22 protein-coding genes and 1 tRNA gene are annotated in these 19,767 nt (G+C 40.6%); 11 read left to right on the top strand and 12 right to left on the bottom strand.

The genetic code is table 11. The features are described from left to right. Window positions 1-11 precede the first annotated feature (11 nt). Entirely contained in the window at window positions 12-353 is a 342-nt protein-coding gene (locus tag MNV_RS17800) for a hypothetical protein (RefSeq protein WP_143311897.1), read from the bottom strand. 333 nt (window positions 354-686) lie between these two features. Here MNV_RS17800 and MNV_RS17795 point away from each other — a divergent pair, with 333 nt between their 5' ends. Both MNV_RS17795 and MNV_RS17790 read left to right on the top strand, forming a co-directional pair. Next, window positions 687-881: a hypothetical protein gene (locus MNV_RS17795; protein ID WP_096207286.1), complete on the top strand. Its 195-nt coding sequence runs from the start codon at window positions 687-689 to the stop codon at window positions 879-881. A gap of 198 nt (window positions 882-1,079) precedes the next feature. Then, window positions 1,080-1,331, top strand: coding sequence for a hypothetical protein (locus MNV_RS17790; RefSeq protein WP_143311896.1), 252 nt, complete (start codon window positions 1,080-1,082; stop codon window positions 1,329-1,331). Between the two features lie 200 nt (window positions 1,332-1,531). On the opposite strand, the gene MNV_RS17785 is transcribed toward MNV_RS17790, so the two are convergent. Further along, a complete protein-coding gene (locus tag MNV_RS17785; RefSeq protein ID WP_179294072.1) occupies window positions 1,532-1,909 on the bottom strand; it encodes a type II toxin-antitoxin system VapC family toxin in 378 nt (125 codons plus the stop codon). Next, window positions 1,906-2,121, bottom strand: coding sequence for an antitoxin VapB family protein (locus tag MNV_RS17780; RefSeq protein WP_096207283.1), 216 nt, complete (start codon window positions 2,119-2,121; stop codon window positions 1,906-1,908). The genes MNV_RS17785 and MNV_RS17780 overlap by 4 nt, the downstream gene beginning before the upstream one ends. 51 nt (window positions 2,122-2,172) lie before the next feature. Between MNV_RS17780 and MNV_RS17775 the strand changes: the two genes are divergently transcribed. Further along, on the top strand, window positions 2,173-3,489 hold the full coding sequence (locus tag MNV_RS17775; protein WP_143311895.1) for an NAD(P)/FAD-dependent oxidoreductase: 1,317 nt from the start codon (window positions 2,173-2,175) through the stop codon (window positions 3,487-3,489). 12 nt (window positions 3,490-3,501) lie between these two features. Here MNV_RS17775 and MNV_RS17770 read toward each other — a convergent pair whose 3' ends face one another. Continuing rightward, complete coding sequence (locus tag MNV_RS17770) at window positions 3,502-3,990, bottom strand: 3-isopropylmalate dehydratase small subunit (protein ID WP_096207281.1); 489 nt, start codon at window positions 3,988-3,990, stop codon at window positions 3,502-3,504. A 1-nt stretch (window position 3,991) separates the two neighbouring features. Further along, window positions 3,992-5,248, bottom strand: coding sequence for a 3-isopropylmalate dehydratase large subunit (locus MNV_RS17765; RefSeq protein ID WP_096207280.1), 1,257 nt, complete (start codon window positions 5,246-5,248; stop codon window positions 3,992-3,994). Between the two features lie 105 nt (window positions 5,249-5,353). Here MNV_RS17765 and MNV_RS17760 point away from each other — a divergent pair, with 105 nt between their 5' ends. Next, a complete protein-coding gene (locus MNV_RS17760; RefSeq protein ID WP_096207279.1) occupies window positions 5,354-6,247 on the top strand; it encodes an NOP5/NOP56 family protein in 894 nt (297 codons plus the stop codon). Here the strand turns inward: MNV_RS17760 and sppA are convergent. From sppA to MNV_RS17740, 4 genes are all read right to left on the bottom strand, one after another. Continuing rightward, window positions 6,242-7,144 carry a signal peptide peptidase SppA gene (gene sppA, locus MNV_RS17755; RefSeq protein WP_096207278.1) on the bottom strand — a complete coding sequence of 301 codons (903 nt, stop codon included), beginning with the start codon at window positions 7,142-7,144 and terminating at the stop codon, window positions 6,242-6,244. The genes MNV_RS17760 and sppA overlap by 6 nt on opposite strands. Before the next feature lie 31 nt (window positions 7,145-7,175). After that, complete coding sequence (locus MNV_RS17750) at window positions 7,176-8,891, bottom strand: ATP-binding cassette domain-containing protein (protein WP_096207277.1); 1,716 nt, start codon at window positions 8,889-8,891, stop codon at window positions 7,176-7,178. 183 nt (window positions 8,892-9,074) lie between these two features. Further along, window positions 9,075-10,148, bottom strand: coding sequence for an MBL fold metallo-hydrolase (locus MNV_RS17745; protein WP_096207276.1), 1,074 nt, complete (start codon window positions 10,146-10,148; stop codon window positions 9,075-9,077). Between the two features lie 189 nt (window positions 10,149-10,337). Next, the gene (locus tag MNV_RS17740) at window positions 10,338-10,601 is read right to left on the bottom strand and encodes a hypothetical protein (protein WP_096207275.1); all 264 of its coding nucleotides are present in this window, start codon (window positions 10,599-10,601) and stop codon (window positions 10,338-10,340) included. Between the two features lie 418 nt (window positions 10,602-11,019). Here MNV_RS17740 and MNV_RS17735 point away from each other — a divergent pair, with 418 nt between their 5' ends. Genes MNV_RS17735 through MNV_RS17725 form a run of 3 tightly spaced genes read left to right on the top strand, consistent with a single transcriptional unit; the run spans window position 11,020 to window position 13,088 of the window. Then, window positions 11,020-11,898 (top strand): ParA family protein, encoded by an 879-nt coding sequence (locus MNV_RS17735; RefSeq protein ID WP_143311894.1) that lies wholly within the window; start codon window positions 11,020-11,022, stop codon window positions 11,896-11,898. 49 nt (window positions 11,899-11,947) lie between these two features. Beyond that, a complete protein-coding gene (locus MNV_RS17730) occupies window positions 11,948-12,379 on the top strand; it encodes a hypothetical protein (RefSeq protein WP_143311893.1) in 432 nt (143 codons plus the stop codon). Between the two features lies 1 nt (window position 12,380). Beyond that, window positions 12,381-13,088: a hypothetical protein gene (locus MNV_RS17725; protein ID WP_096207272.1), complete on the top strand. Its 708-nt coding sequence runs from the start codon at window positions 12,381-12,383 to the stop codon at window positions 13,086-13,088. Window positions 13,089-13,095: 7 nt separating this feature from the next. On the opposite strand, the gene MNV_RS17720 is transcribed toward MNV_RS17725, so the two are convergent. Next, window positions 13,096-13,275 carry a hypothetical protein gene (locus MNV_RS17720; protein WP_096207271.1) on the bottom strand — a complete coding sequence of 60 codons (180 nt, stop codon included), beginning with the start codon at window positions 13,273-13,275 and terminating at the stop codon, window positions 13,096-13,098. A 139-nt stretch (window positions 13,276-13,414) separates the two neighbouring features. Here MNV_RS17720 and MNV_RS17715 point away from each other — a divergent pair, with 139 nt between their 5' ends. Beyond that, entirely contained in the window at window positions 13,415-14,263 is an 849-nt protein-coding gene (locus tag MNV_RS17715; protein ID WP_096207270.1) for a hypothetical protein, read from the top strand. Here the strand turns inward: MNV_RS17715 and MNV_RS17710 are convergent. Then, window positions 14,250-15,188: a DNA-methyltransferase gene (locus tag MNV_RS17710; protein ID WP_096207269.1), complete on the bottom strand. Its 939-nt coding sequence runs from the start codon at window positions 15,186-15,188 to the stop codon at window positions 14,250-14,252. The two genes, MNV_RS17715 and MNV_RS17710, sit on opposite strands and share 14 nt — an antisense overlap. A 543-nt stretch (window positions 15,189-15,731) precedes the next feature. Here MNV_RS17710 and MNV_RS17705 point away from each other — a divergent pair. Both MNV_RS17705 and MNV_RS17700 read left to right on the top strand, forming a co-directional pair. Beyond that, window positions 15,732-16,757: a tetratricopeptide repeat protein gene (locus tag MNV_RS17705; RefSeq protein ID WP_096207268.1), complete on the top strand. Its 1,026-nt coding sequence runs from the start codon at window positions 15,732-15,734 to the stop codon at window positions 16,755-16,757. Between the two features lie 119 nt (window positions 16,758-16,876). Continuing rightward, window positions 16,877-18,163 (top strand): outer membrane protein assembly factor BamB family protein, encoded by a 1,287-nt coding sequence (locus MNV_RS17700; protein ID WP_096207267.1) that lies wholly within the window; start codon window positions 16,877-16,879, stop codon window positions 18,161-18,163. Here MNV_RS17700 and MNV_RS17695 read toward each other — a convergent pair. Continuing rightward, on the bottom strand, window positions 18,156-19,181 hold the full coding sequence (locus MNV_RS17695) for a flippase-like domain-containing protein (protein ID WP_096207266.1): 1,026 nt from the start codon (window positions 19,179-19,181) through the stop codon (window positions 18,156-18,158). The genes MNV_RS17700 and MNV_RS17695 overlap by 8 nt on opposite strands. Window positions 19,182-19,331: 150 nt before the next feature. On the opposite strand from MNV_RS17695, the gene MNV_RS17690 reads away from it, so the two are divergent. After that, a tRNA-Glu gene (locus MNV_RS17690) sits at window positions 19,332-19,439 on the top strand. The last annotated feature ends 328 nt before the right edge of the window (window positions 19,440-19,767 follow it).

Here is a 19,767-nt window from a genome sequence, read left to right as displayed (position 1 = left end):
GTGCGTGAGACTTATGACGGTACAACTCCCATCTTAAGCATGTTGGCAACCACTGTTACCTTCGTTTTACGTCTGTTTTCTTGTTTGCGGCGGATCTTTTCAATGAAGCGAATGCCACAGAAAGGTTTCAGGATTGACGGAAAGGACTGCTTCTTCTCGCCTTTCAGGATTTCTGGAATCCTGTCCAGTGGAACCAGTGCGGGAAGGCACCCCAGAGATTTTAGCTTCCTTTGCAGCCCGAAACATTCCCTTTTCTCTACAAGTATCAACTGTTCAAGCTCGCTGTCTCTTGAAAGTACGTATGTGAGCTCGTCTTCTAACATGTCGCACGCAATTATGCTTAGTACTGGCATTTGATGTCTATACGTTCGCTGAAGATATGTTGCTTTTTATTTGGTTATGATGCGATAAATAATGGACTAGTTGGTTATTTAATCCTGACTATGTGCATATGTTCATAAAATATCCGCTGAACCTGAAGTTGTACAACAAAAGTATCAAAACTTGTACATCGTACGGGGTATACCGTGACTGCTACGATAGGTGTTCTCGTGCATCCATTAGAATAACTTGAGCCAGAATAACAGCAATGGCTCCAAAGTTGGGGACACCCTTCCAAACTTTTCTTCATATCATCACTTATAGCTCAAACAACTATTTAAACCAAAAAAATAAAAATAAGAATCATGGCAAATGGCGAAATAATCGAGAAAATAGCTTCTATAGACGAGCAGATACACGACCTCAGAAAGATGGTTCTCGAAAGCAGTAGCCGCATAAAGGAAGATGAGACAAGAGCGGCAGCAAGAGCATGGCTTGCTGAAGCTAAAAAGCTTGAAAAAAATTGGCCAAAAACAGCCCCCCTTCTGTCCTTGAAATAACAAAAAAGGACAGGAGACATAATGAATGAAACCAATTTGTATTGACGCAAATGTTTTTATCGCCTCAACAAAAGGCATGAACCTTATTCTGCTGATTGCAAGCGAGTAATACAGGCGGTAGCTGATGGCGAATTCTATCTAATTGAGCCAACCATCTACCTGACCGAAGTTATACGGAACATAACAAAATATCTAGGAATGGAGGTGGGAAAAACCCAAGAAAACGACGTCAAGCGAATGGTTTCTATATGGGAAATCTGCGACGACCATTTCTGCACAAGCGCGGGATATACCGGGGCGCTGTACGGAACTTATGCAACGGATTCTCTTTACCTTGAAACTGCGCTAAAGCATCATGCTACCCTTGTATCACTGGACGAAAACGATTTTCTATTAAGAATAAAAGGGCGGGTTGGGATAGAAATTTATCACCCAAGAGAGTTCTCTTAGCGCTCGAATTGCGTGTTTCCTTCCGTTCTACATAAGCCAAAGCGACAATAGGCGATAAATACCCTCATGCACCTGCGTCGTGACGCTTCGCACCTTCCAGTGCGGAGCGGAGTCTGAGACTGAAAACGATGGAAGTTCTCGCGCATCCTTTAGGATATCTTGAATCAGAATAACAAATGTGGCACTAAAAAGGGCACAGACTAAAACAATATAAGATCTTCAAAAACCTCGAAATGTTTTTTATTAAAAGTAAATAATTTAAAACCCCTGTTTATCGCGACTGCTGCGATCATAGCATCAAATCTCGGAGCTTTATTACCTCTTTTCTCTGCTTTTACCTCAAGTTTTGCTGAAAGAGCCGCATCGTTTTTGGTAAAATCAGTGATGTCCAGCAACAATATTTTCTCAATTTTTGAATTATTAGCATACTTATAAAGACCAAAAAGAATTTCGTGCAGGTTTAATGAAGTGAGGGCGATATCCTCTCTTGCTTCTTCTATTTTTTTTAAAGCAGCTTCTCCTTTTTTTGAACCTTCATCAAGGATTTCAATTAGAACATCTGTATCAACAAGAATCAATATCTGGTCTCCTTTCTTTTCTCTAATAACTCCTTAAGAAGTACTTCTTTATTCCTGAATTCAACAGTACCTCTCAATTCTTTGAGTTTATCAATATTGCTCCGAGATTTCACAAGGCGCTCGAAAAAATTACTGAAACTCTCATTGGCTCCTTTTAAGGAGAGAAGCATCTTGTAGATATCCTCTCGTATAGTTATTGTCTTGGCTGTCATGATACAACATATGTTTAAACATATATTTAGCTATTCCTGTGCCCCTATTTGTTGATAAACACCAAAATAACGAATAAGTGTGGAGCCATAACAAGGAAAATACTTAATCCATGCTGCCGTATAGTAAGTATGGGGAAAGGGAATGCCATGAACTTCGACTACATCATCATCGGCGCAGGGGTCATTGGAAGCTCCATCGCATATCACTTAAAAAGCGCGCTGCCTGACAGCAAAATACTGCTCCTTGACAGGAACCATACAGCAGGCGCAGGCAATACCGCAAGGAGCGCTGCGCTCTACAGGAACTTCTTTTCATCCCGCACAAGCAGGATGCTTGCTGAGAGCTCCATCAGGTATTATCTTGAGCTTGGCGATAAGGTGCAGCTCAAGCCAATAGGTTATCTCTGGCTGTTTTCCGAAGAACAGTGGGCAGGCTCCCAGAAGGCCATCAAGCAGCTTGACCCGCAGAAAAATAAATTTGAAATCCTGGATAGGGCAACAGTGACAGACATTCTCAGGCTTAACACTGATGCGAAAGCTCCTTTCCCCGAAGTCCATGCAGGGATTTACTGCCATCTGTGCGGCTCTATAAATGGGATGGCGCTTGCCCGGCATTATGCGTCTGAGTTCAAGTCTCTTGGCGGGGATGTCAGTTTTGATACGGATATCAAATCTTTTATTTTAACGGGACAAAAAAGCTGCTATGCGCCGTGGGACGATGTAAAGGTCAGCGGGATTACAGACCAGAAAGGCAATACCTACTATGGAGAACAATTCGTTATAGCAACCGGAGCATGGACACATGATTTATTAGCGCCCGTCGGGATTGCTTCGTCCGTACTCCCCAAAAAGCGGCAGCTCTTTGCATTGAGCATAAAGAACCGGGACCAGCTCTTAGTACGCCCGGATTCGGATAAAAAACCTGCAATCATACTGCCAGCCGGAGGCGTTTACATAAAACCCGTGCTGGAAAGGAATATGCTTATCGCAGGATGCGCCGATGATCTCGGTCAGCCCTTCATGATGTCGAATCCTGAGCCCGATATCCGGTATTTTCATAATGCGATCGAGCCTGTCCTGAACCATTATTTCCCGGAGCTTTCGGATTACAAGCTCTCCCTCAAATGGGCAGGGTACTATGATTATCACTGGCCTGACATGACCCCGGTCATCGAATCAGAAGCCAATATCACATGGGTTAGTGGGACCTCGGGAAGCGGTATCATGAAAGCGGATGCCATCGGCAGGATTGCGGCAGCAGGATTGCAGGGCAAGGATGAGGCGGTCCTTGCTGATGGAACGAGGTTTGAAGTGTCAAGGCTTTCATTGCGCCGCAGAGATGTTGAAAGGGAAGAGTTGATCATTTGAGTTTTTGAGTTTTCAAATCTCCAGGCTTTTATGTGCTTTTATATAAGCAACAAGTCCCCCCTCCTGTAATATCCTGTTCATGACAGGAGGCAGCGGCGGAAAAGTGATCTCTACCCCCTTTGTTTTATTAGTTATAACCCCTTTTTCCATATCAAGCAAAAGCTCATCTCCCTCATCCATCTCATCCGTGTTACAGGTTATGGCAGGAAGCCCTATGTTTATGCAGTTCCTGTAGAATATCCTGGCAAAGCTTTTTGCCAGTACGGCTTTTGCACCCGCAAGCTTTATTATTATGGGGGCATGTTCCCTGCTTGACCCAAGACCGAAATTTTCACCTGCCACAACAAAATCCCCGGTTTGCACAAGCAAAGCGAACTCGGGACGCGCGCCCTCAAGTACGTGTTTTGCAAGCTCTGGCAGGTTTGAGCGCAAATGGAAATACCTTCCTGGCGCGATAAGGTCGGTGCTGATATTATCCCCGAATTTCCATGCTTTCCCCATGTTACATCACATCCCTGGGGTCTGATATCTCACCGGTAAGAGCAGTGGCAGCCGCAACCGCGGGCGAACCCAGGTAGATAAAAGCATTCGGGTCGCCCATTCTCCCTTTAAAATTCCTGGGCTGTGTTGCAAGGCATACTTCGCCGTCGCCAAGTATTCCCAGGTGCACACCGTCACAGGCTCCGCATCCGGGCGTGGTCACAAGCGCGCCGGCTTCAACAAAAGTTTCGATGGTGCCATCCCTTAAAGCTTCCAGGTACACCCTGCGCGAAGCAGGAGTTACGATAACCCTTGTATCCCTGTTAATTCGGTTGCCCTTCAGTATCGAGGCTGCAATGTGAAGGTCTTCAAGACGACCGTTGCATGATGTGCCTATAAAAACCTGGTCGACTTTGACTTTACCAAGCTCGCTGATCGTTTTTGTATTATCAACCAGATGCGGGCAGGCAATAGTGGGCTCAAGCTCTTCTGCGTTGATCTCTATATGCTTCTCAAAATCGGCATCCTCATCAGACCTAAGTTCCCTGAATGCCTCTTCCCTGCCCATTAATTTTAGAAATTTTCGTGTTTCGTTATCCGGAGGGAATAAACCGACCTTGGCTCCAGCCTCGACAGCCATGTTGCCTATTGTGCTTCTTGCTGCCGTACTTAAACCCGCGATTGTATCGCCTGTGAACTCCAGGGATTTGTAAGTAGCGCCGTTGCTTGTGAGCTTGCCGATCAGGTGGAGGATGATATCCTTGGAATATACTCCTTTCTGAAGCCTGCCGTTTACTTCGACAATATATGTCTCAGGAACTCTCATCCATGTCTTTCCGAGCGCTATGGCTACAGCCACATCCGTACTTCCCATGCCAGTAGCGAACGCACCAAGGGCGCCGCCCGTACAGGTGTGTGAATCAGCTCCTATGATAATGTCACCGGGGCGGGCGTATTTCTCTAAAGTAACGTGATGGGATATACCATTCCCGATATCGGATAGTATTATGCCGCTTTTCCCGGCAAATTCCCTTAAGAACTCATGGTCATTGCTTAACTCCATCCTGGGACTGGGGGAGGCATGGTCAAGATAGAAAACAGTCTTATCCGGGTTGTATGCTTTTTCTATACCCATCTCTATCATCCGGCGCACGGTGAGAGGACCTGTACCGTCCTGGACATAGCTCAAATCCACATTGACAACAACTACTTCTCCAGCGCTGACGTCCCTGCCGCAGTGCTCGCCGATTATCTTTTCAGATAGGGTTTTCCCTTCCATGCTACAACCTCCACTTCAATATGATTTATACCGGTTTTGAGTTAATAGCTTTTCGGTTCTGCGTCTACGTAAAATCTTTAATACTATCAGATAAAAGGTAAGCACATGCAAGTAAAAGCATGGTTCGGTATTTTCACGCTCGATGATGACAGGATAATGAATGCTGAACTATTCCGGAAAGACCTCGATGCTATCGCAAACCTCCTTGTGAAAGAGCCGCTGCTTTTAAGGGGCAGGGTCGCGGGCTCTGATATTCGCGATCTGGCGATAGAATATGGTTTTGTTTCATCGCGCGAAGAATATGATAAACTCCTTCATGAACTCAACATCAGGCTTGTAAAAGAGCAGATGGCACAGGCTGTGACCCTGGACAGGCAGATTATCGCGGCAGTCGAAGCCATCGATGATATCAACGATACAGCCAACATCCTTGCCGAAAGGCTGCGGGAGTGGTACCTGATGTTCAATGAGACCGGGTTGCAGGGCGGCGAGCTTGCAAAACATATACTCAAAAGCGAAGAGCCTGAATTAAAAACCATGCAGGGTTTAGCCGGGAGCATTGTCGGCATATATGAGGCGCGACTATCCATTGAAGAATACCTGAAAGAAGGAATGCCGCAGCTTGCGCCGAACCTGACAAATATAGCAGGATACATACTCGGAGCGCGCCTCCTGAGCATTGCAGGGAGCCTTGAAAAACTTGCTTCCATGCCATCAAGCACGGTACAGGTCATAGGAGCGAACAATGCGCTTTTCAAGCATTTAAAAGGCAAAGCACCTTCCCCGAAACACGGGCTGATATTCAGGCATCCGCTTATAAACACTGCCCCGAAAAGGCTGCGGGGGAAAATTGCACGGGCGGTTGCTTCGAAAATCTCACTGGCTGCGCGTTATGATTACTATTCAGGGGAATTAAAGGAGAGTTTACTGGAAGAACTGGAAGTTAAGGTATCAGGCATCAAAAAGCGGCATGCAGGGAAAAATCATAAAAAATCATGATATTGAAAGCAGCCGCCCGTAAGGGCTGTTATCATAATAGCCCGTGAATCCTGACAGGTCTGTTTTCACCCCGCCGAACAGCAGTTGTGAGAGAGACGGCTTATTTGCGTAGGTAACTTCCGGTTTACCCTCTATTCCTGCAAGCTTTGCGGCAGTATCGATCGCATCATAGAGGCTTCCGAAATCGTCAACAAGCCCGAGTTCCCTGGCTTTTGCGCCCGTGTAAACCCTGCCGTCTGCAAGGTCTTTTACCTTACTGAGCGAGAGATTCCTATCTTGCGCCACTTCCTTCACAAAACGACCATAAGCTTCCGCGATAGTCTGGTCTGCATACTTTTTCTCTTCATCGCTCAGGCCTCTCCAGTCCCCTCCCATATCCTTCAACTCTCCGGATTTTGATATGTAGAACGAAGTCCCGTCTTTTTCATAAAAAGCCGACCTGTTCTGGAATTCCCAGATCACTCCGATGCTGCCTGTGATGGTATCGGGGTTGGCGATTATCCTGTCGGCTGGCGCGCTGATATAATATGCTGCGCTGGCTGCCACATCGCCCATAGAAATGACGATGGGTTTCTTGATATTCTTCATTGCAGCAACGATTTCCTCAGCCGCGGCAGGAGAGCCTCCGGGGCTGTTTATTCTCATCACGATAGCTTTTACCCCTTCATCCGCGGACGCATCAGTCAGGCTCTTTGTTATATCTTCTGACGTGGCAATCCCGAACCCGGCAGGGACGCTGCCCGTTATCATTATTCCCTGCACGTAGATAACTTCAACCCGGTTCCCTGAGATGCCAAAGTCCTTCACGCCGAAAATGAGGTAAATGCTCCCGACTATGATCACCAGCAGGATAAAAACAAGAGAAAAATATATTAATAACTTTCTGGAACCTGTCATTACGCAAATAATGCGAGCATGTTACAAAAAGTTATCCTTTATAATCACAGCCGGATGTGAGGTACCGCGCATTACTGGCTTTGATAAATTCATCGCACACGAACTTCGGGTCTCCATCCTGGATTATATGCCCTTTATCTATCAGTACAGCCCTCTGCGCAACTTCCTTAATGAAGTCTATATGGTGGCTGACAAAGATGATTGTCGTGTTGAACGTTTTATTGATGGTCTTCAGGGAATTCGCGACATCCCGCAGCGTTATCGGGTCAAGGTCACCGAAAGGCTCATCAAGCAGCAGGATGGAAGGTTTTGAGGCAAGAGCTAATGCAAGGGCAGCCCTCACGTTCTCACCGCCGCTCATCTGGTACGGTTTGACGTCAAGAATACCCATCGGCATATCTACGGCTTCAAAGACCGGCTTTGCGTAATTCAATACTTCTGTAAGCGGATAGCTCGGGAAAAGCACTCCCAGGATGGCTGGCGTATAACCCATTCTCGCAAGCAGCTCCTTGGTATTCTCCTCAGGCATATCTGTCATCCTGTACAGTTCATCAAGGTCTTTATCCGAGATGCCAAGATCCTTGGCGCGTTTTTTGGCATCCTCAACGATAGTTTGTCCTTTTACACCTAATTTGTATGCAAGCTGCTGTTTTATCGTGGAATGCGGTGACAGGGCGAACTCCTGGTACATAATACTTGTAGCCCTTCGCACGCTCATCCTCTTCGGGGAATACGTGGACATCTCAACCCATTCGTTATCGATCAGGAACTCTATTTCGCCGTCATCGGGAAAGACCAGCCCGTCCATCGCATGGAGAAGAGTTGTTTTCCCGGCTCCGCTCGGACCGATAAGCGCAACTATCTCACCCTGTTTGAACTCAAGATTAATGCTGTCCAGGTCAAGCACCTCGCCCTGCCTGAAGAGCCAGTACCGCTTGGAGAGGTTCGTAACTTTGATAACCGTCTTGTCCGACTGCCGCTCCGGCATGGGGACAGCAGGTTTCATGTTCTTGAGGAATTTCTTTAATACTTCTTCAGGCTCCCCTTCTTCTACTATCCTCCCTCCCTCAAGCCAGAGGACACGGTGAGCAAGGTACGAATGTACCTCGGGCAGATGCGAGACCACAAGGGTCTTGACCTTCAACTTTTCATTCACGTTCTTTATGGTGTCAAGAACCTCCTGCTTTGTTGCAGGGCAGGTCATGGTCGCAGGCTCATCCAGCAAAAGGAGATGGGGTTTTGCAGCAAGCTGCCGCGCGATAAGCAATCTCTGCTTCTCTCCTCCGCTGAGCACTGCTGAAAAATGCTCGGCTTTTTTATCGAGATTGACGAGTTTCAGGTATTCCATGCTCTTTTCATATAATTCATCATAGTACGGAGCATCTTTTTCAGGCAGAATCTCATACCCGCACCTCTCGGCGTTAAGCCGGCGAAGAACATTCTCGTAAGTGGCGCCCGGCCATAGCCCGAAATTTCTCTGAAGGTGTATCGCGGTCATACGTTGTAGTTTTTTTATTTCTTGTACCGTAGCGCCAGGTTTGACCGTAAGCCCATCCAGCTCAAAGCTTCCGCTGGTAAGCGGCTCTATGCCTCGCAGGACTTTAAGTATGGTGGATTTACCGCCGCCGCTTCTTCCGATGATACCGAGGATTTCACCCTCTTTCATATCAAAACTTACTTCATTCAGGACTCTGATAGTATCAGAATCGATTACATAATCCTTAACGATGTTGTTTACTTTCAGCATTGAAGACTCTCCAAAACATGCAGCAATTGATGATTATAGATAACGTAGATTTCGTAATGTTTGACCGTCTATATATTGTTATTGCTCAAACCTGAGATTGAAGCAGATATTCATATCTAACCTGTTCCGCTTTCACAAAGCAATCTTAGAAAGGTTTATAGAGCAAATAATGAAATAAGTGATTTAAGTCATAAAAGGTATCCCTACAGCCGTATTCATATTATTAGAATCAATAAATCTTGAACTGCTTGCACAACTGTTTAATTGATTTTTATAACGATAAAATCCTGATGCATTTTCCACTCTATCATCTCTTTTTAATAATAATTGTATGGGCGATAAACTTGAATAAAAATTTAGATTTTGGTAAGTTTTTGTAGGGCTACCATGATGGTTAATTTTTATTGTTAAGTTATGATTTAATTGCCTTGCTCTTTGAATTAAAATTTTAGTAACCTCGTTAAGCTGTTCTTTATTGGCATCTCCAGTAAAAATTGTCTTCCCAACTCGACATATTAAACTCATATCGTTTCTTATAAGTTTTAATATTCTATTTTCTATATATAAAAATAGTCGCATATATTGATCTGGAGTATAATATCTATCAAGAATTATGCCTTTACATAAATTCGATAAAAATTCATCACTTAGTAAAATATGATTTATCTCTGTTAAATTAGTAGATCTCCTTAACTGATTAACAAAGTTATCAATTAAGTTTGCATATTTTAATGATGATTTTGTAATATATGTTTCAAATTCTGGAACTGAAGTTTTGGAAATATATAAATCCCAAGGCAAGGTGGTGGCATTTCTGTGAGAAATATATACCGATGGGGCATTAGTTTCTGGATTTTCTAAAGAATACTGATTTAACTTATCACTTATAATATAATCATCAGTTTCGTCAAAAAATGAATCTGGCAAATAAATTGGATTTGGATAAGGCAGTTTTAAAATATTTTGTACTGTGTATCTGTATTTATTGATTGTATAAACTAATGGAGATATCACTATAACTTGAGGCTGAAGATTCATAACAATTTCTCTTGCCAGTGAGATGTGGTCTGAATCTCCATGACTTATTACAAAACAATTAATACGATGGAATTGATTAAAATAGTTGTGACCACTATAATTTTTTACTATATTCCTTCCTTTTTCACCTTGTCCAGCATCAATAATATATTCTAAAGACTCTTTAATCCAAAAGGATTCCGATCTTTGGCCATAATTAGTCATAATACCTTGTCCCATTTTCTATTACTCCTTTCATCGTTAATTTTTATGGTTTTACGTATTTATCGCATATAAATAATGCTATTTTTAAGAAAATTGGGTATGATTTTTTGTAATACGCAAGTTTAAGAAAGACAGCCCAGTCCGTCTTATGAAAGTAATAAGCTGGTAGAGTCTCTCATATTATGGAGAGTTTTGGATAATCTCTTATTTAAAACGCTTTATTTCTTGGAGTATGTCGATTTCGATTTTGCATAATTTAAAACCTGTTGCTAAAAACATGGCACTGAAAGGAAAGATTACATAGGGAGTCTTTATTTCATTAAATAATCCCAGAGATAGCATATATAAACTAATTATAAACATAACGACTGTTGTCAGTGTGTTTTCTCTTTTTGTTTTTACTTTTGCTTTTAATATAATTGGTTTTTTTGTGTTCTCTTTATCAGTTTTTACCTTTAGTTTTTCCATGGATTAGTTCCATATAATGTTATAGCCACAATTCGGACATGGGTTTTGGGACGGTTTAAGTACCATGTTACAATTTCCACACCTGTGTATTGTAGTATCCTGTCCCTTGACTCCAGCTTTTAATATTTCATAAAATAACCATACTAAGATTATAATTAAAGCAAGTTTTCCGAGCCCATCATTTTGTGACATACTTTTTGCCACGTCAATTTGTATTTGGAATTTATATACTTTATCCTCGTATACAATAATCAACTATCAAGTTTTGGAGATGGATTTTAATGATATAAAGTCGCATTTATTAAATTAAATACGTATACTAAATTAAATTTAAAGTAGAAACACTATCTATGGATTCATAAATTTAACCACGTTTGATTCGGAAGTTTTATATATTAAAATATCATGTGAATATATTGTGCCTAACATAAAAGTAATTTCATTTGTGAACATGAAGGGTGGTGTTGCAAAAACAACTTTGACTGCGAATGTGGGTTGGGCTTTAACGCATTTCCATTCCAAGAATGTATTGATGATAGATGTAGATATGCAAGCTAATTTATCTCAATATTTTATGAAACCCCAGGATTATGCTGATTTAGTCAACAGAGAAGGTTCATTTAAAGATAAACTAACAGTAATGGCTGTTTATCAAAAAAGAAATTTAACTACGCCAAGTACGGTGAGAGAGTCTGGGAATAAGACTGAAATACCAAAATTAAACTTAAAGAACCTAAAACAAACAATTTATTCCAAAGATGGTGCTGTTTTAGATTTAATACCATCAACACTGGAGCTTGTTGATTTAGATCCAACTAACGCAGATAACAGATTAAAAATATTCCTCAATGAGGTCAGAGATAAATATCATTATCTTTTAATTGATTGTCCACCGACAATGTATTTTTTTACTAAAAGTGCGCTTATAGCTTCGGATGCTTACTTAATTCCAGTAAAGCCAGACCATTTATCATCATTTGGATTTATATTATTAGAAAGAGTTATCAAGCAATTTGAATCTGATTATGAAAAGAAATTAATTCAACTTGGCACGGTTTTTACCCTAGTTGAGGGAAAAGAAACAAATCTAATGAGAGATACTATGAGAAATATGAGAAAACTCTCTGACAGATACTTTTTCAATCAAGTATTTCACCATTCTACTAAAGTAGCAGAAGCTGCAAAATATAATAAAACACTTTTTGAATATCCTCCTGCTGAGAGGTACGCAGATGAAATTAAGATAATAACAGACGATTTGATAAGAAAAATAAAAGAGGTTGAAAACAATGGATAGTCGTCGTCCAATACAGAAGTTGATAGAGATAATAGATATATTGAGCCATATGAATCAGGCGGATTTAAAAGAAATAAAAGATTATCTTCGTAATAATTTGGATTATGAATTAAATAAACCATATGAGCAAAATATCTCTAAATCAAAGAAGTGGGAATTTCTATCCTTAGCAGACAAGAATAAAATAGATATAATAGGAGGGTTGCCTTTTTTATTGAATTCAACAAAATACTTTAAATCAATTAATGATATAAAAGATTTTTCTGAGAAGTTTTTACTTATCCCGATACCCAGAGGAAATAAAACAAGAAGAGAACTAATCGGGATAATCGTTGTAGGAATTGCTGAGTTGCCTCCCAAAGAAACCCAAAGGATAAAAGATGTTTTAAATGAAGTTATGGAAAAAGTAACAACTGGTAAAACAGATAATATATTTTTAGAATGGGAAAAGGCCATTAGTAGCATAAAGTTCCAGAGATAAAATGGATTCAAAATTTGTTGATAAAGATTTTGAAGAGTTTATATCTTGTTTAAAGAATACGACATTAAAAGGAGTTTTCTTAGAAAAAAATATTATCAAATTTAAAAGAATGCATCATGTAGTTTATTCAATACTATTATTAAATAAAAGATTAAAAACCAAAAATATTTCAAAAGAATTTTTCGATGAAATTTTATCAGATTATATCCAAATTATCCCTCTTTTAATCAGAGGATACAATAAAGTAAGCATTTATTATTTACGAGACATTCTAGAAAATTGTTTAAAATATATATATTATTATGATCATCCCATAGAGCTTTCATGGCTTGAACGAAAGGATAAAGAAAAATATTTCGTCGAAATTGGTGAATTTTTAAAATATATTAACGATCATCCTACACTAGAAAGATACCAAAAAGAATTAGAGATAAGTGGAAAAATCAAGGCTAAATATTTCCATCTGTCAAAGTATGTTCATAGTAGAAATAAAAATTTTATGCAACTTTGGAAATGTTTGAACTCGATTGAGTTTGATGAACAATTCTTAGAGATGTATATCTCAGAATATGAAGAAGTTACAGATATAGTGTTAACTCTTATAATTTTATTTAATTATGAAAAATTTAAGAAAATTGATATAGCAGAACAACGAGTTATATTGGGTTCGATTAATAAAACATATAAAAAATATATACAATCTATTTAATTGATTTTTACTGCTTCAATATTCTTCTATAAATGAGTTTAAAATCATTATCTTGTTTATTAACTTCTACTGAAAAAACATCACCTTCACTAATATTGAAATCTTCACATATCGAAACAGGTATGGTTAAATCTAATGATTTGGCTCCATGATGCAATCTTGCCTTTACTACCGATTTTTTTTCCATGAACTACCATAATAAAAGATGTGCATAATTAGTATAACTGTGCATCATGCACAGTTTAATAGAAATCGCATTATAATAATTTTGCCAGTCAATGGAATTAAATTACAGCTTAACAAGTTATTGTGGAAGTTTGCAGTATATGGAAAAAATTGCTAAAGATGTACTCTCATCTTTGAATAAAGAAAATCTTAATTTTATTCCAGTAAAAACGCAGGGTTATACAAACTATAACTTAATTAAAGTAGGCAATGGTTTTCTACGACCTATAAATAAAGAACTCTTTACATTTGATATTGATAAATTCTCGCATAATTTTGAAATATTAGAGGCGGGAATTGAGGAAGTTAAAGCACAAAGAAAAGAAGTATCCCCAAATAACATTGGGGCTATAGATTCCGCATTATATACCCTTATTCAATCTATTGGTTTAGGTTTAGATTTTTACACGGACTCCAATACGGCTCGTAAAAATTTCGGTATGAGATTTGAAGATTTTTGGAGATGTTTAATGAACGAACTAAATATCACTAATAAACCAATGGTGTTATCACTACCAATTGACCATTTTGATCATTATACCTGTGAGATTGATAGTGTTTTGTCCAAAGATGGCAAAATAAGAACAACTAAAGAGATGACTGATGCAAATGAAATATACGTATCTTTAAAAACAACAAGTAAAGACAGGATGGCAAAGATTTTTATAGATAAATATTTGTTAGAAAAATTCTGTAATGGAAAAAAATTAAAAATGATCGGTGTTTTTCATAACGACATCCAAAGAATTAAAAATAATCGAATTAGTGGAACATTTGTCGCTAATAATTTTTATATTTACCAAAAACATTTCTTACCGTTAGATGGTATATATTATCTTGATATACCTAAAAAAGCCAAAGATTCCTGGTATAAGGATAATATTAAAACTATTTCTACTTTAATATTTTCTGATATTTGGCATTTACTTGATAGTACTAACCATATCTAACTTTATCTCTATGCATTCTCCTTTTAGTATCTAAATTTAACCAATAATCAGGTGGTTTTGGATTTTCTTCCAGTTCATTTAGCCTTTTAGATATTAACTCACAATAGTGATCGTTAATCTCTAAACCTAACCAATAACGATGAAGCTGATGAGCTGCAGCATAGGTAGAGCCTGAACCTCCAAATGGATCAAGAACAATGTCATTGTCTGCTGTTGCTGATAAAATCAATTTTCTCATAAGTTCTTCTGGTTTTTGCGTTGGAAAAGGAAGATTTTCCTTACTGGGATTATTTACTGCAGGAATTTCTAAAACATCCTTTGGTTTTGCTCCTGTTCCATTAGGTTCCCAAAGACTCTTCTCATCACCGTTTATTGAGCCATACTGGGATGATAATCCTTGAGACCTAACAGGATATTTTTTCGTATGAAAATTATAAGGCTCTCTTATTCTTGAATTATCGTAATAAAAATTTTTACTTTTCCTTAAAAGTAGAATTGCTTCATGACTTCGAACCCAATCCTTATCTGATAAATTGGGTTTGTTTTTATAATGCCATATCAACCACCGACAAAAAGGGAAATTATTAGCAGAGATTACTTGAACATAAGCAAGTACTTCCGAAAAACCCATAATCATTAATGTACCTTCATCCTCTAGAATTCGATACGCCTCAGAAATCCAATTTTTGCACCATTGTAAATAATCATCCATTGAATTCCATTTATCCCATTCGGCTTTTCCAATGTTGTAAGGAGGATCTGCAAAAATCATTTTTATTGAATTAGAGTTTATATTTTTTAAAAACTCCAAACAATCCATTTTATATAGAAGACCTGATGAACATTTGAAGTATGCTTTACCCAAGGTATTTTCAAGTTGGGTAAGTTTAGAATTATCTAATACCCTCAGTTGAACCATAGTCATAGTAGTCTAATAGACTATTCTTTATTTAAGAATTATGTTTAGATACTTTATATGTGCCAAGTTCATAACATGATCATTTAAGAATTCTTAGAAGATTAGAGTTTATATACTAAATTTAGATTATAGTCCGTTCTGGTGCATCTGAGAGGCTAAGAGGATTGTTTTAGAGCCTTGAACTAAGAATTTTTTGTAAGACTTATTTTTTACGATTTTTGTTTCCATTTTAGTTCCTCCAACTCATCTAATTTATAATTACAATTATTATCTATGATTACAACGCCAAACTCTCTTTGTTATGTCGAGAGGATTTGTACTTGACATCATATTACATATTCTTGCAGCCGTACATTCCTAGCATTTACAATCGTCTGCGTGAATCTCTTCCAATATACAGGAAAACCATCAACATCCTTAGGTAGAATTTTGTACAAATATCAATACTACATAGCTTATAAATATTTCTTAGACGATAGTTTTATACTGTAAACAACAAAAACAGAATAATACTCCGGATTGAGCATCCTGAGGACTGAGGTAATTTAAATGAAATTAGGCGGACTTTTCAAAAAAGCAGAAAAAAAGGATTTGATGCAAGAGGCTGAAGATTACAAGCGTTCGGGGAAATACGACAAGGCACTTGAGGCTTATGCAAGCATCATCGGCGCAAATCCGGATAATCTTAAAGCGTGGTATGATAAAGCATCCATCCATCTTATGCTTGAGCAGTATCTTCCTGCTCTGGAGGCTTATGAAAAGATCCTTGAGCTTGACCCTGACATTATGAAAGCATGGCATGAAAAGGGCTTCATACTGGTAAACCTTGGCAGGCTGGAAGAAGCTCTTGAAGCCTATAACAGGGTGCTGGAATCCGATCCTGATAATACCAAATTATTGTCCGAGAAGGCAGTGATATTAAAGGAACTGAGAAAAGACTCCGAAGTATTGAAGATATACGACAGGCTCCTGCAGGCTGAACCTGATAACATGAAGCTCTGGTTCGAGAAGGGACTGCTCCTCTCAGACACAGGGAAGGATGCCGACGCACTGGCAGCATATGAGAAGGTACTCGGGCTTGACCCGGACCATGCCGGGGCGCTTGCGCGCAAAGGATTGATTATAGGGATAAGGAGGCAGTATGCCCAGAGTTTTGCCATGCTTGATAAGGTGCTTGAAAAAGACCCGTCTAACTGGAACGCGATGTACGGGAAGGGCGCGGTATGGAGGCTAAAAGCCAAAGACCTTGCGGCTCTTGACCGGCGCTATGATGCTGTAAAAGCATACGACAATGCGCTTCGTGCATATGATAAAGCCATTGAGCTGAACCCGAACAACTCCAGGCTCTGGCATGAGAAAGGGAATGCTCTTAAAGACCTTGACCGCGGGAACGAAGCTATAAGGGCTTTTGATAAATCGATAGAACTTGACCCCAGGAATACTAACGCGTGGTACGACAAGGGAGTTGCGCTCAAAGAACTCGGAACCGAGACCGAAGCCACAAGATGCTTTGAGAGAGTGCTTGAACTTGACCCCACGCATACGCTGGCACGCCATAAATTAAAACAACTATAAGGACAGGGCGACTCGGAACCTGCCGACCGTTTTTTATTTCAGTTAATGGCGTTAAATTCATAAGTCAAAAGAATAATATAACGACCCGAAGAGATACAACGGTAGTAGGAGTGATAAAAATGAGACCTGTCTATTTGATTTTACTGTTTATACTGATATCGCCTGCTCTTGCTGATGACTGGAGCATGTTCAAAAAAGACACCTCGCATTCGGGCTTTACGACGGATGCAGTGAGTCCGCCGCCGGTTTTGAAATGGACATCAAACCTCGGATCTGATTCGGATTCATCCCCCGTAGTTGTGGATGGCACGTTATATGTAGGTTCGAATTACGGCGTCCATGCTCTTGATGTCAGCTCGGGAAGAGAGCTCTGGACGTACCACACCAATGGTTTTGTGAAATCAGTTCCCTCGGTTGCAGGGGGGGTTTTATACATAGGTGCGGATGACAGGCGATTCTATGCCATGAATGCAAAGAATGGTTCCTTAATGTGGATTTATGAGAACGCTACAGATGGTATTTCATCATCTCCAGCAGTGGCAGGCAGCCGTGTTTATGTGGGTTCAAAAGATGGTACTCTTTACGCCCTCGATATCCGGACAGGTGAGCCCGCATGGTCTTTCCTCACCGGAAGGGGCATCGAATCGTCCCCGGCAGTCCAGGAAGGGAACGTCTATTTCGGGAATAATAAAGGTTTTATTACAGCTTTAGACGCAGGGAGCGGCAAAGAGAAGTGGCATTATGATACCGGCGTGGGTGTTATAAAATCCTCCCCTGCGGTTGCAAACGGGCTTGTGGTTACCGGCTCGACCGATAGTAGTATCTATGCCCTGACCGCAAACGGTACACTGAGATGGAAGTATTCCACAGGAGGTAATGTCGAATCATCGCCATCCACGATGGATGGTATTGTATATGCAGGCTCAAACGATGGCAATATGTATGCAATAGATTCAACTGCCGGGAAGCTGAGATGGAAATATTATGCCGGGGGTTTTGTTGACTCATCACCGGCAATCTCAAATGACATAGTTTATTTCGGATCAAGAAATAATATTATCTATGCCCTTGATGCAAATACAGGACGTCTTCTCTGGAGAAATTCAACAGGGCAGAATGAAAAGGATTACATTACCTCTCCGGCTGTATCCGGAAATACACTGTATGCTGTAACGCACAGCGGTATCGTGTATGCGTATTCATCCTCAGCCCAGGCGACTCCAACAGCAACACTGGAGGCAACACCGACGGAAACTCCAGCGGTAAGAGAAACTACAACTGTACCTGTAGCCACGCCTTCTCCGGGTGCTACTGTCACACCGGCTGGAACACCGAAAGCGCCGGGGTTTGAATATACCGGATTGATTCTGCTGGTAATATTTTTGATAAGAAAGAAGCTCAGCTAATTGATTTCTTCAATGAATTCCACAGGTAAAATGCCCCAAGTACGGTGTTGAACCAGTAGGAGGAAAGCCTGTAGAGAAGCGTTGCAAGCAGCGCGACCTCAAGAGGCACCCCGCCGAGTATGAAAAGGGTTGCCATTGTGCTGTCCACAACGCCGATGCCGCCCGGAAGTAACAGAGTAATCCATCCGCTGACCATTGAGATGAGATAAGCGATTATCAGTACGCTTATGTGTGTTTCCGATCCAAGTGAAAGAAAAACGACGTACATGACCATGATGTCGGAAATCCAGGCGATAAAAGAGAAAAATACCGCGTTGAAAAGACCGTTTTTATTGGAATATATATACCTGAGACCGCTGTGGAAAGAGTTAATCGACTGTTCTGCGGCATCTGCATATTCACGATGGTAAAAATCCTTATTGAACGGTCTGATTAAGGGAGCAGAGAACCTGATTATTAAGCGAACAAATGACGAGAGTTTGTCTTTTCTGGTATAGAAATAAGCGAGTAACCCGAAGGCGCAGATACCGAATATGACGGAAAAAACAAGCGCCGGCATCTCCCATCTCCCGATAACAAGCGCAGGGTTGCGGAACAGGAGCCCGATGCCGATAAGCTCAATGACGAGGAACGGGAATATACTCAGCAATCTCTGGGATACAACGCCTGCAAAGCATTCCGCTTTACTTATGCCTGTTTCATTGCCAAGCAGTATTGCCTTTACCGGTTCACCGCCAGCCCCGAATGCAGGGGTAATGTTATTGATAAAAGTCCCCGCTATATAAAATGTGAACAGTTTATAAAAACTGATTTGCCCGGGTATAAGGAATTTCCAGCTTATTGTGAAAGCTATTGAGTTGAGTATATTTAACAGGATCATAATCGGAATAAGCGTTTTATTGATATTGCTCATTAAATGCATGGACCTCCCAAGCCCTATCTCGGCTATAAAAACCGTGAAAACCACAATGCCGATTAAGACTACGAACAAGATGTTACGTGTTCTGAGCTTTTCCATGAATTCTCTCCCCCTGCTCCTATAATCTTTTATAATAGCTTTGAAAATAAATATCTTGGCATTCTCCCCGGTTTAATAGAGTTATTTTCTGAGATATGGAACTGCAAAACCAAACCATTAAATATAGAGGTGTAATATTAAGCCTTCTGCGCTCCGATAGTGTAGTCGGCCAATCATTCTGGCCTTTCAAGTTTTAAGCGCGCAACTGCGCTGGAATAAAGATAGCCAGAGACTCGGGTTCAAATCCCGATCGGAGCATCATGCCAGGGATGGGAACTTATCCCATAATTTTTCATGAGCAATAAATATATATAGCCCTACAAATCAACATGCTTGAGCGACTCATTCGCTTATGGGTCACAAGAGGTTACTATCAGGCTGCCCCGCTTGCTTAACCCACCCCGTTCCCTGGGGCAGCCTACCACCTATTCCCATAATTTCTAAGGGCCAGAGCGCCAGGACGGGCGGCCCGTTGATTAGAAATTCTGTGCTCTGCACAATCCTTTGCCTGGCGCTCACTCTTATCCATTTTTTCTCCTGGGCATTTTGTCAGGACCTCGACCTTTCCAGGAATCCAGCCCTTTCT

It is taken from the genome of Candidatus Methanoperedens nitratireducens (genome assembly GCF_900196725.1).
GTDB classification, from domain to species: Archaea; Halobacteriota; Methanosarcinia; order Methanosarcinales; family Methanoperedenaceae; genus Methanoperedens; species Methanoperedens nitroreducens_A.
The sequence above is the reverse complement of the archived record's forward strand: the minus strand, read 5'-3'. Positions and strand labels throughout refer to the sequence as shown.

What these genes read in the sequence shown, in the direction of transcription:
- MNV_RS17710 (WP_096207269.1), bottom strand. Translation starts at nt 15,188, where the DNA reads ATGACTATGGTTCAACTGAGGGTATTAGATAATTCTAAACTTACCCAA.
- MNV_RS17730 (WP_143311893.1), top strand. Translation starts at nt 11,948, where the DNA reads ATGAATCAGGCGGATTTAAAAGAAATAAAAGATTATCTTCGTAATAAT.
- MNV_RS17695 (WP_096207266.1), bottom strand. Translation starts at nt 19,181, where the DNA reads ATGGAAAAGCTCAGAACACGTAACATCTTGTTCGTAGTCTTAATCGGC.
- MNV_RS17795 (WP_096207286.1), top strand. Translation starts at nt 687, where the DNA reads ATGGCAAATGGCGAAATAATCGAGAAAATAGCTTCTATAGACGAGCAG.
- MNV_RS17760 (WP_096207279.1), top strand. Translation starts at nt 5,354, where the DNA reads ATGCAAGTAAAAGCATGGTTCGGTATTTTCACGCTCGATGATGACAGG.
- sppA (WP_096207278.1), bottom strand. Translation starts at nt 7,144, where the DNA reads ATGACAGGTTCCAGAAAGTTATTAATATATTTTTCTCTTGTTTTTATC.
- MNV_RS17740 (WP_096207275.1), bottom strand. Translation starts at nt 10,601, where the DNA reads ATGGAAAAACTAAAGGTAAAAACTGATAAAGAGAACACAAAAAAACCA.
- MNV_RS17765 (WP_096207280.1), bottom strand. Translation starts at nt 5,248, where the DNA reads ATGGAAGGGAAAACCCTATCTGAAAAGATAATCGGCGAGCACTGCGGC.
- MNV_RS17705 (WP_096207268.1), top strand. Translation starts at nt 15,732, where the DNA reads ATGAAATTAGGCGGACTTTTCAAAAAAGCAGAAAAAAAGGATTTGATG.
- MNV_RS17770 (WP_096207281.1), bottom strand. Translation starts at nt 3,990, where the DNA reads ATGGGGAAAGCATGGAAATTCGGGGATAATATCAGCACCGACCTTATC.
- MNV_RS17800 (WP_143311897.1), bottom strand. Translation starts at nt 353, where the DNA reads ATGCCAGTACTAAGCATAATTGCGTGCGACATGTTAGAAGACGAGCTC.
- MNV_RS17700 (WP_096207267.1), top strand. Translation starts at nt 16,877, where the DNA reads ATGAGACCTGTCTATTTGATTTTACTGTTTATACTGATATCGCCTGCT.
- MNV_RS17715 (WP_096207270.1), top strand. Translation starts at nt 13,415, where the DNA reads ATGGAAAAAATTGCTAAAGATGTACTCTCATCTTTGAATAAAGAAAAT.
- MNV_RS17720 (WP_096207271.1), bottom strand. Translation starts at nt 13,275, where the DNA reads ATGGAAAAAAAATCGGTAGTAAAGGCAAGATTGCATCATGGAGCCAAA.
- MNV_RS17780 (WP_096207283.1), bottom strand. Translation starts at nt 2,121, where the DNA reads ATGACAGCCAAGACAATAACTATACGAGAGGATATCTACAAGATGCTT.
- MNV_RS17790 (WP_143311896.1), top strand. Translation starts at nt 1,080, where the DNA reads ATGGAGGTGGGAAAAACCCAAGAAAACGACGTCAAGCGAATGGTTTCT.
- MNV_RS17750 (WP_096207277.1), bottom strand. Translation starts at nt 8,891, where the DNA reads ATGCTGAAAGTAAACAACATCGTTAAGGATTATGTAATCGATTCTGAT.
- MNV_RS17725 (WP_096207272.1), top strand. Translation starts at nt 12,381, where the DNA reads ATGGATTCAAAATTTGTTGATAAAGATTTTGAAGAGTTTATATCTTGT.
- MNV_RS17745 (WP_096207276.1), bottom strand. Translation starts at nt 10,148, where the DNA reads ATGGGACAAGGTATTATGACTAATTATGGCCAAAGATCGGAATCCTTT.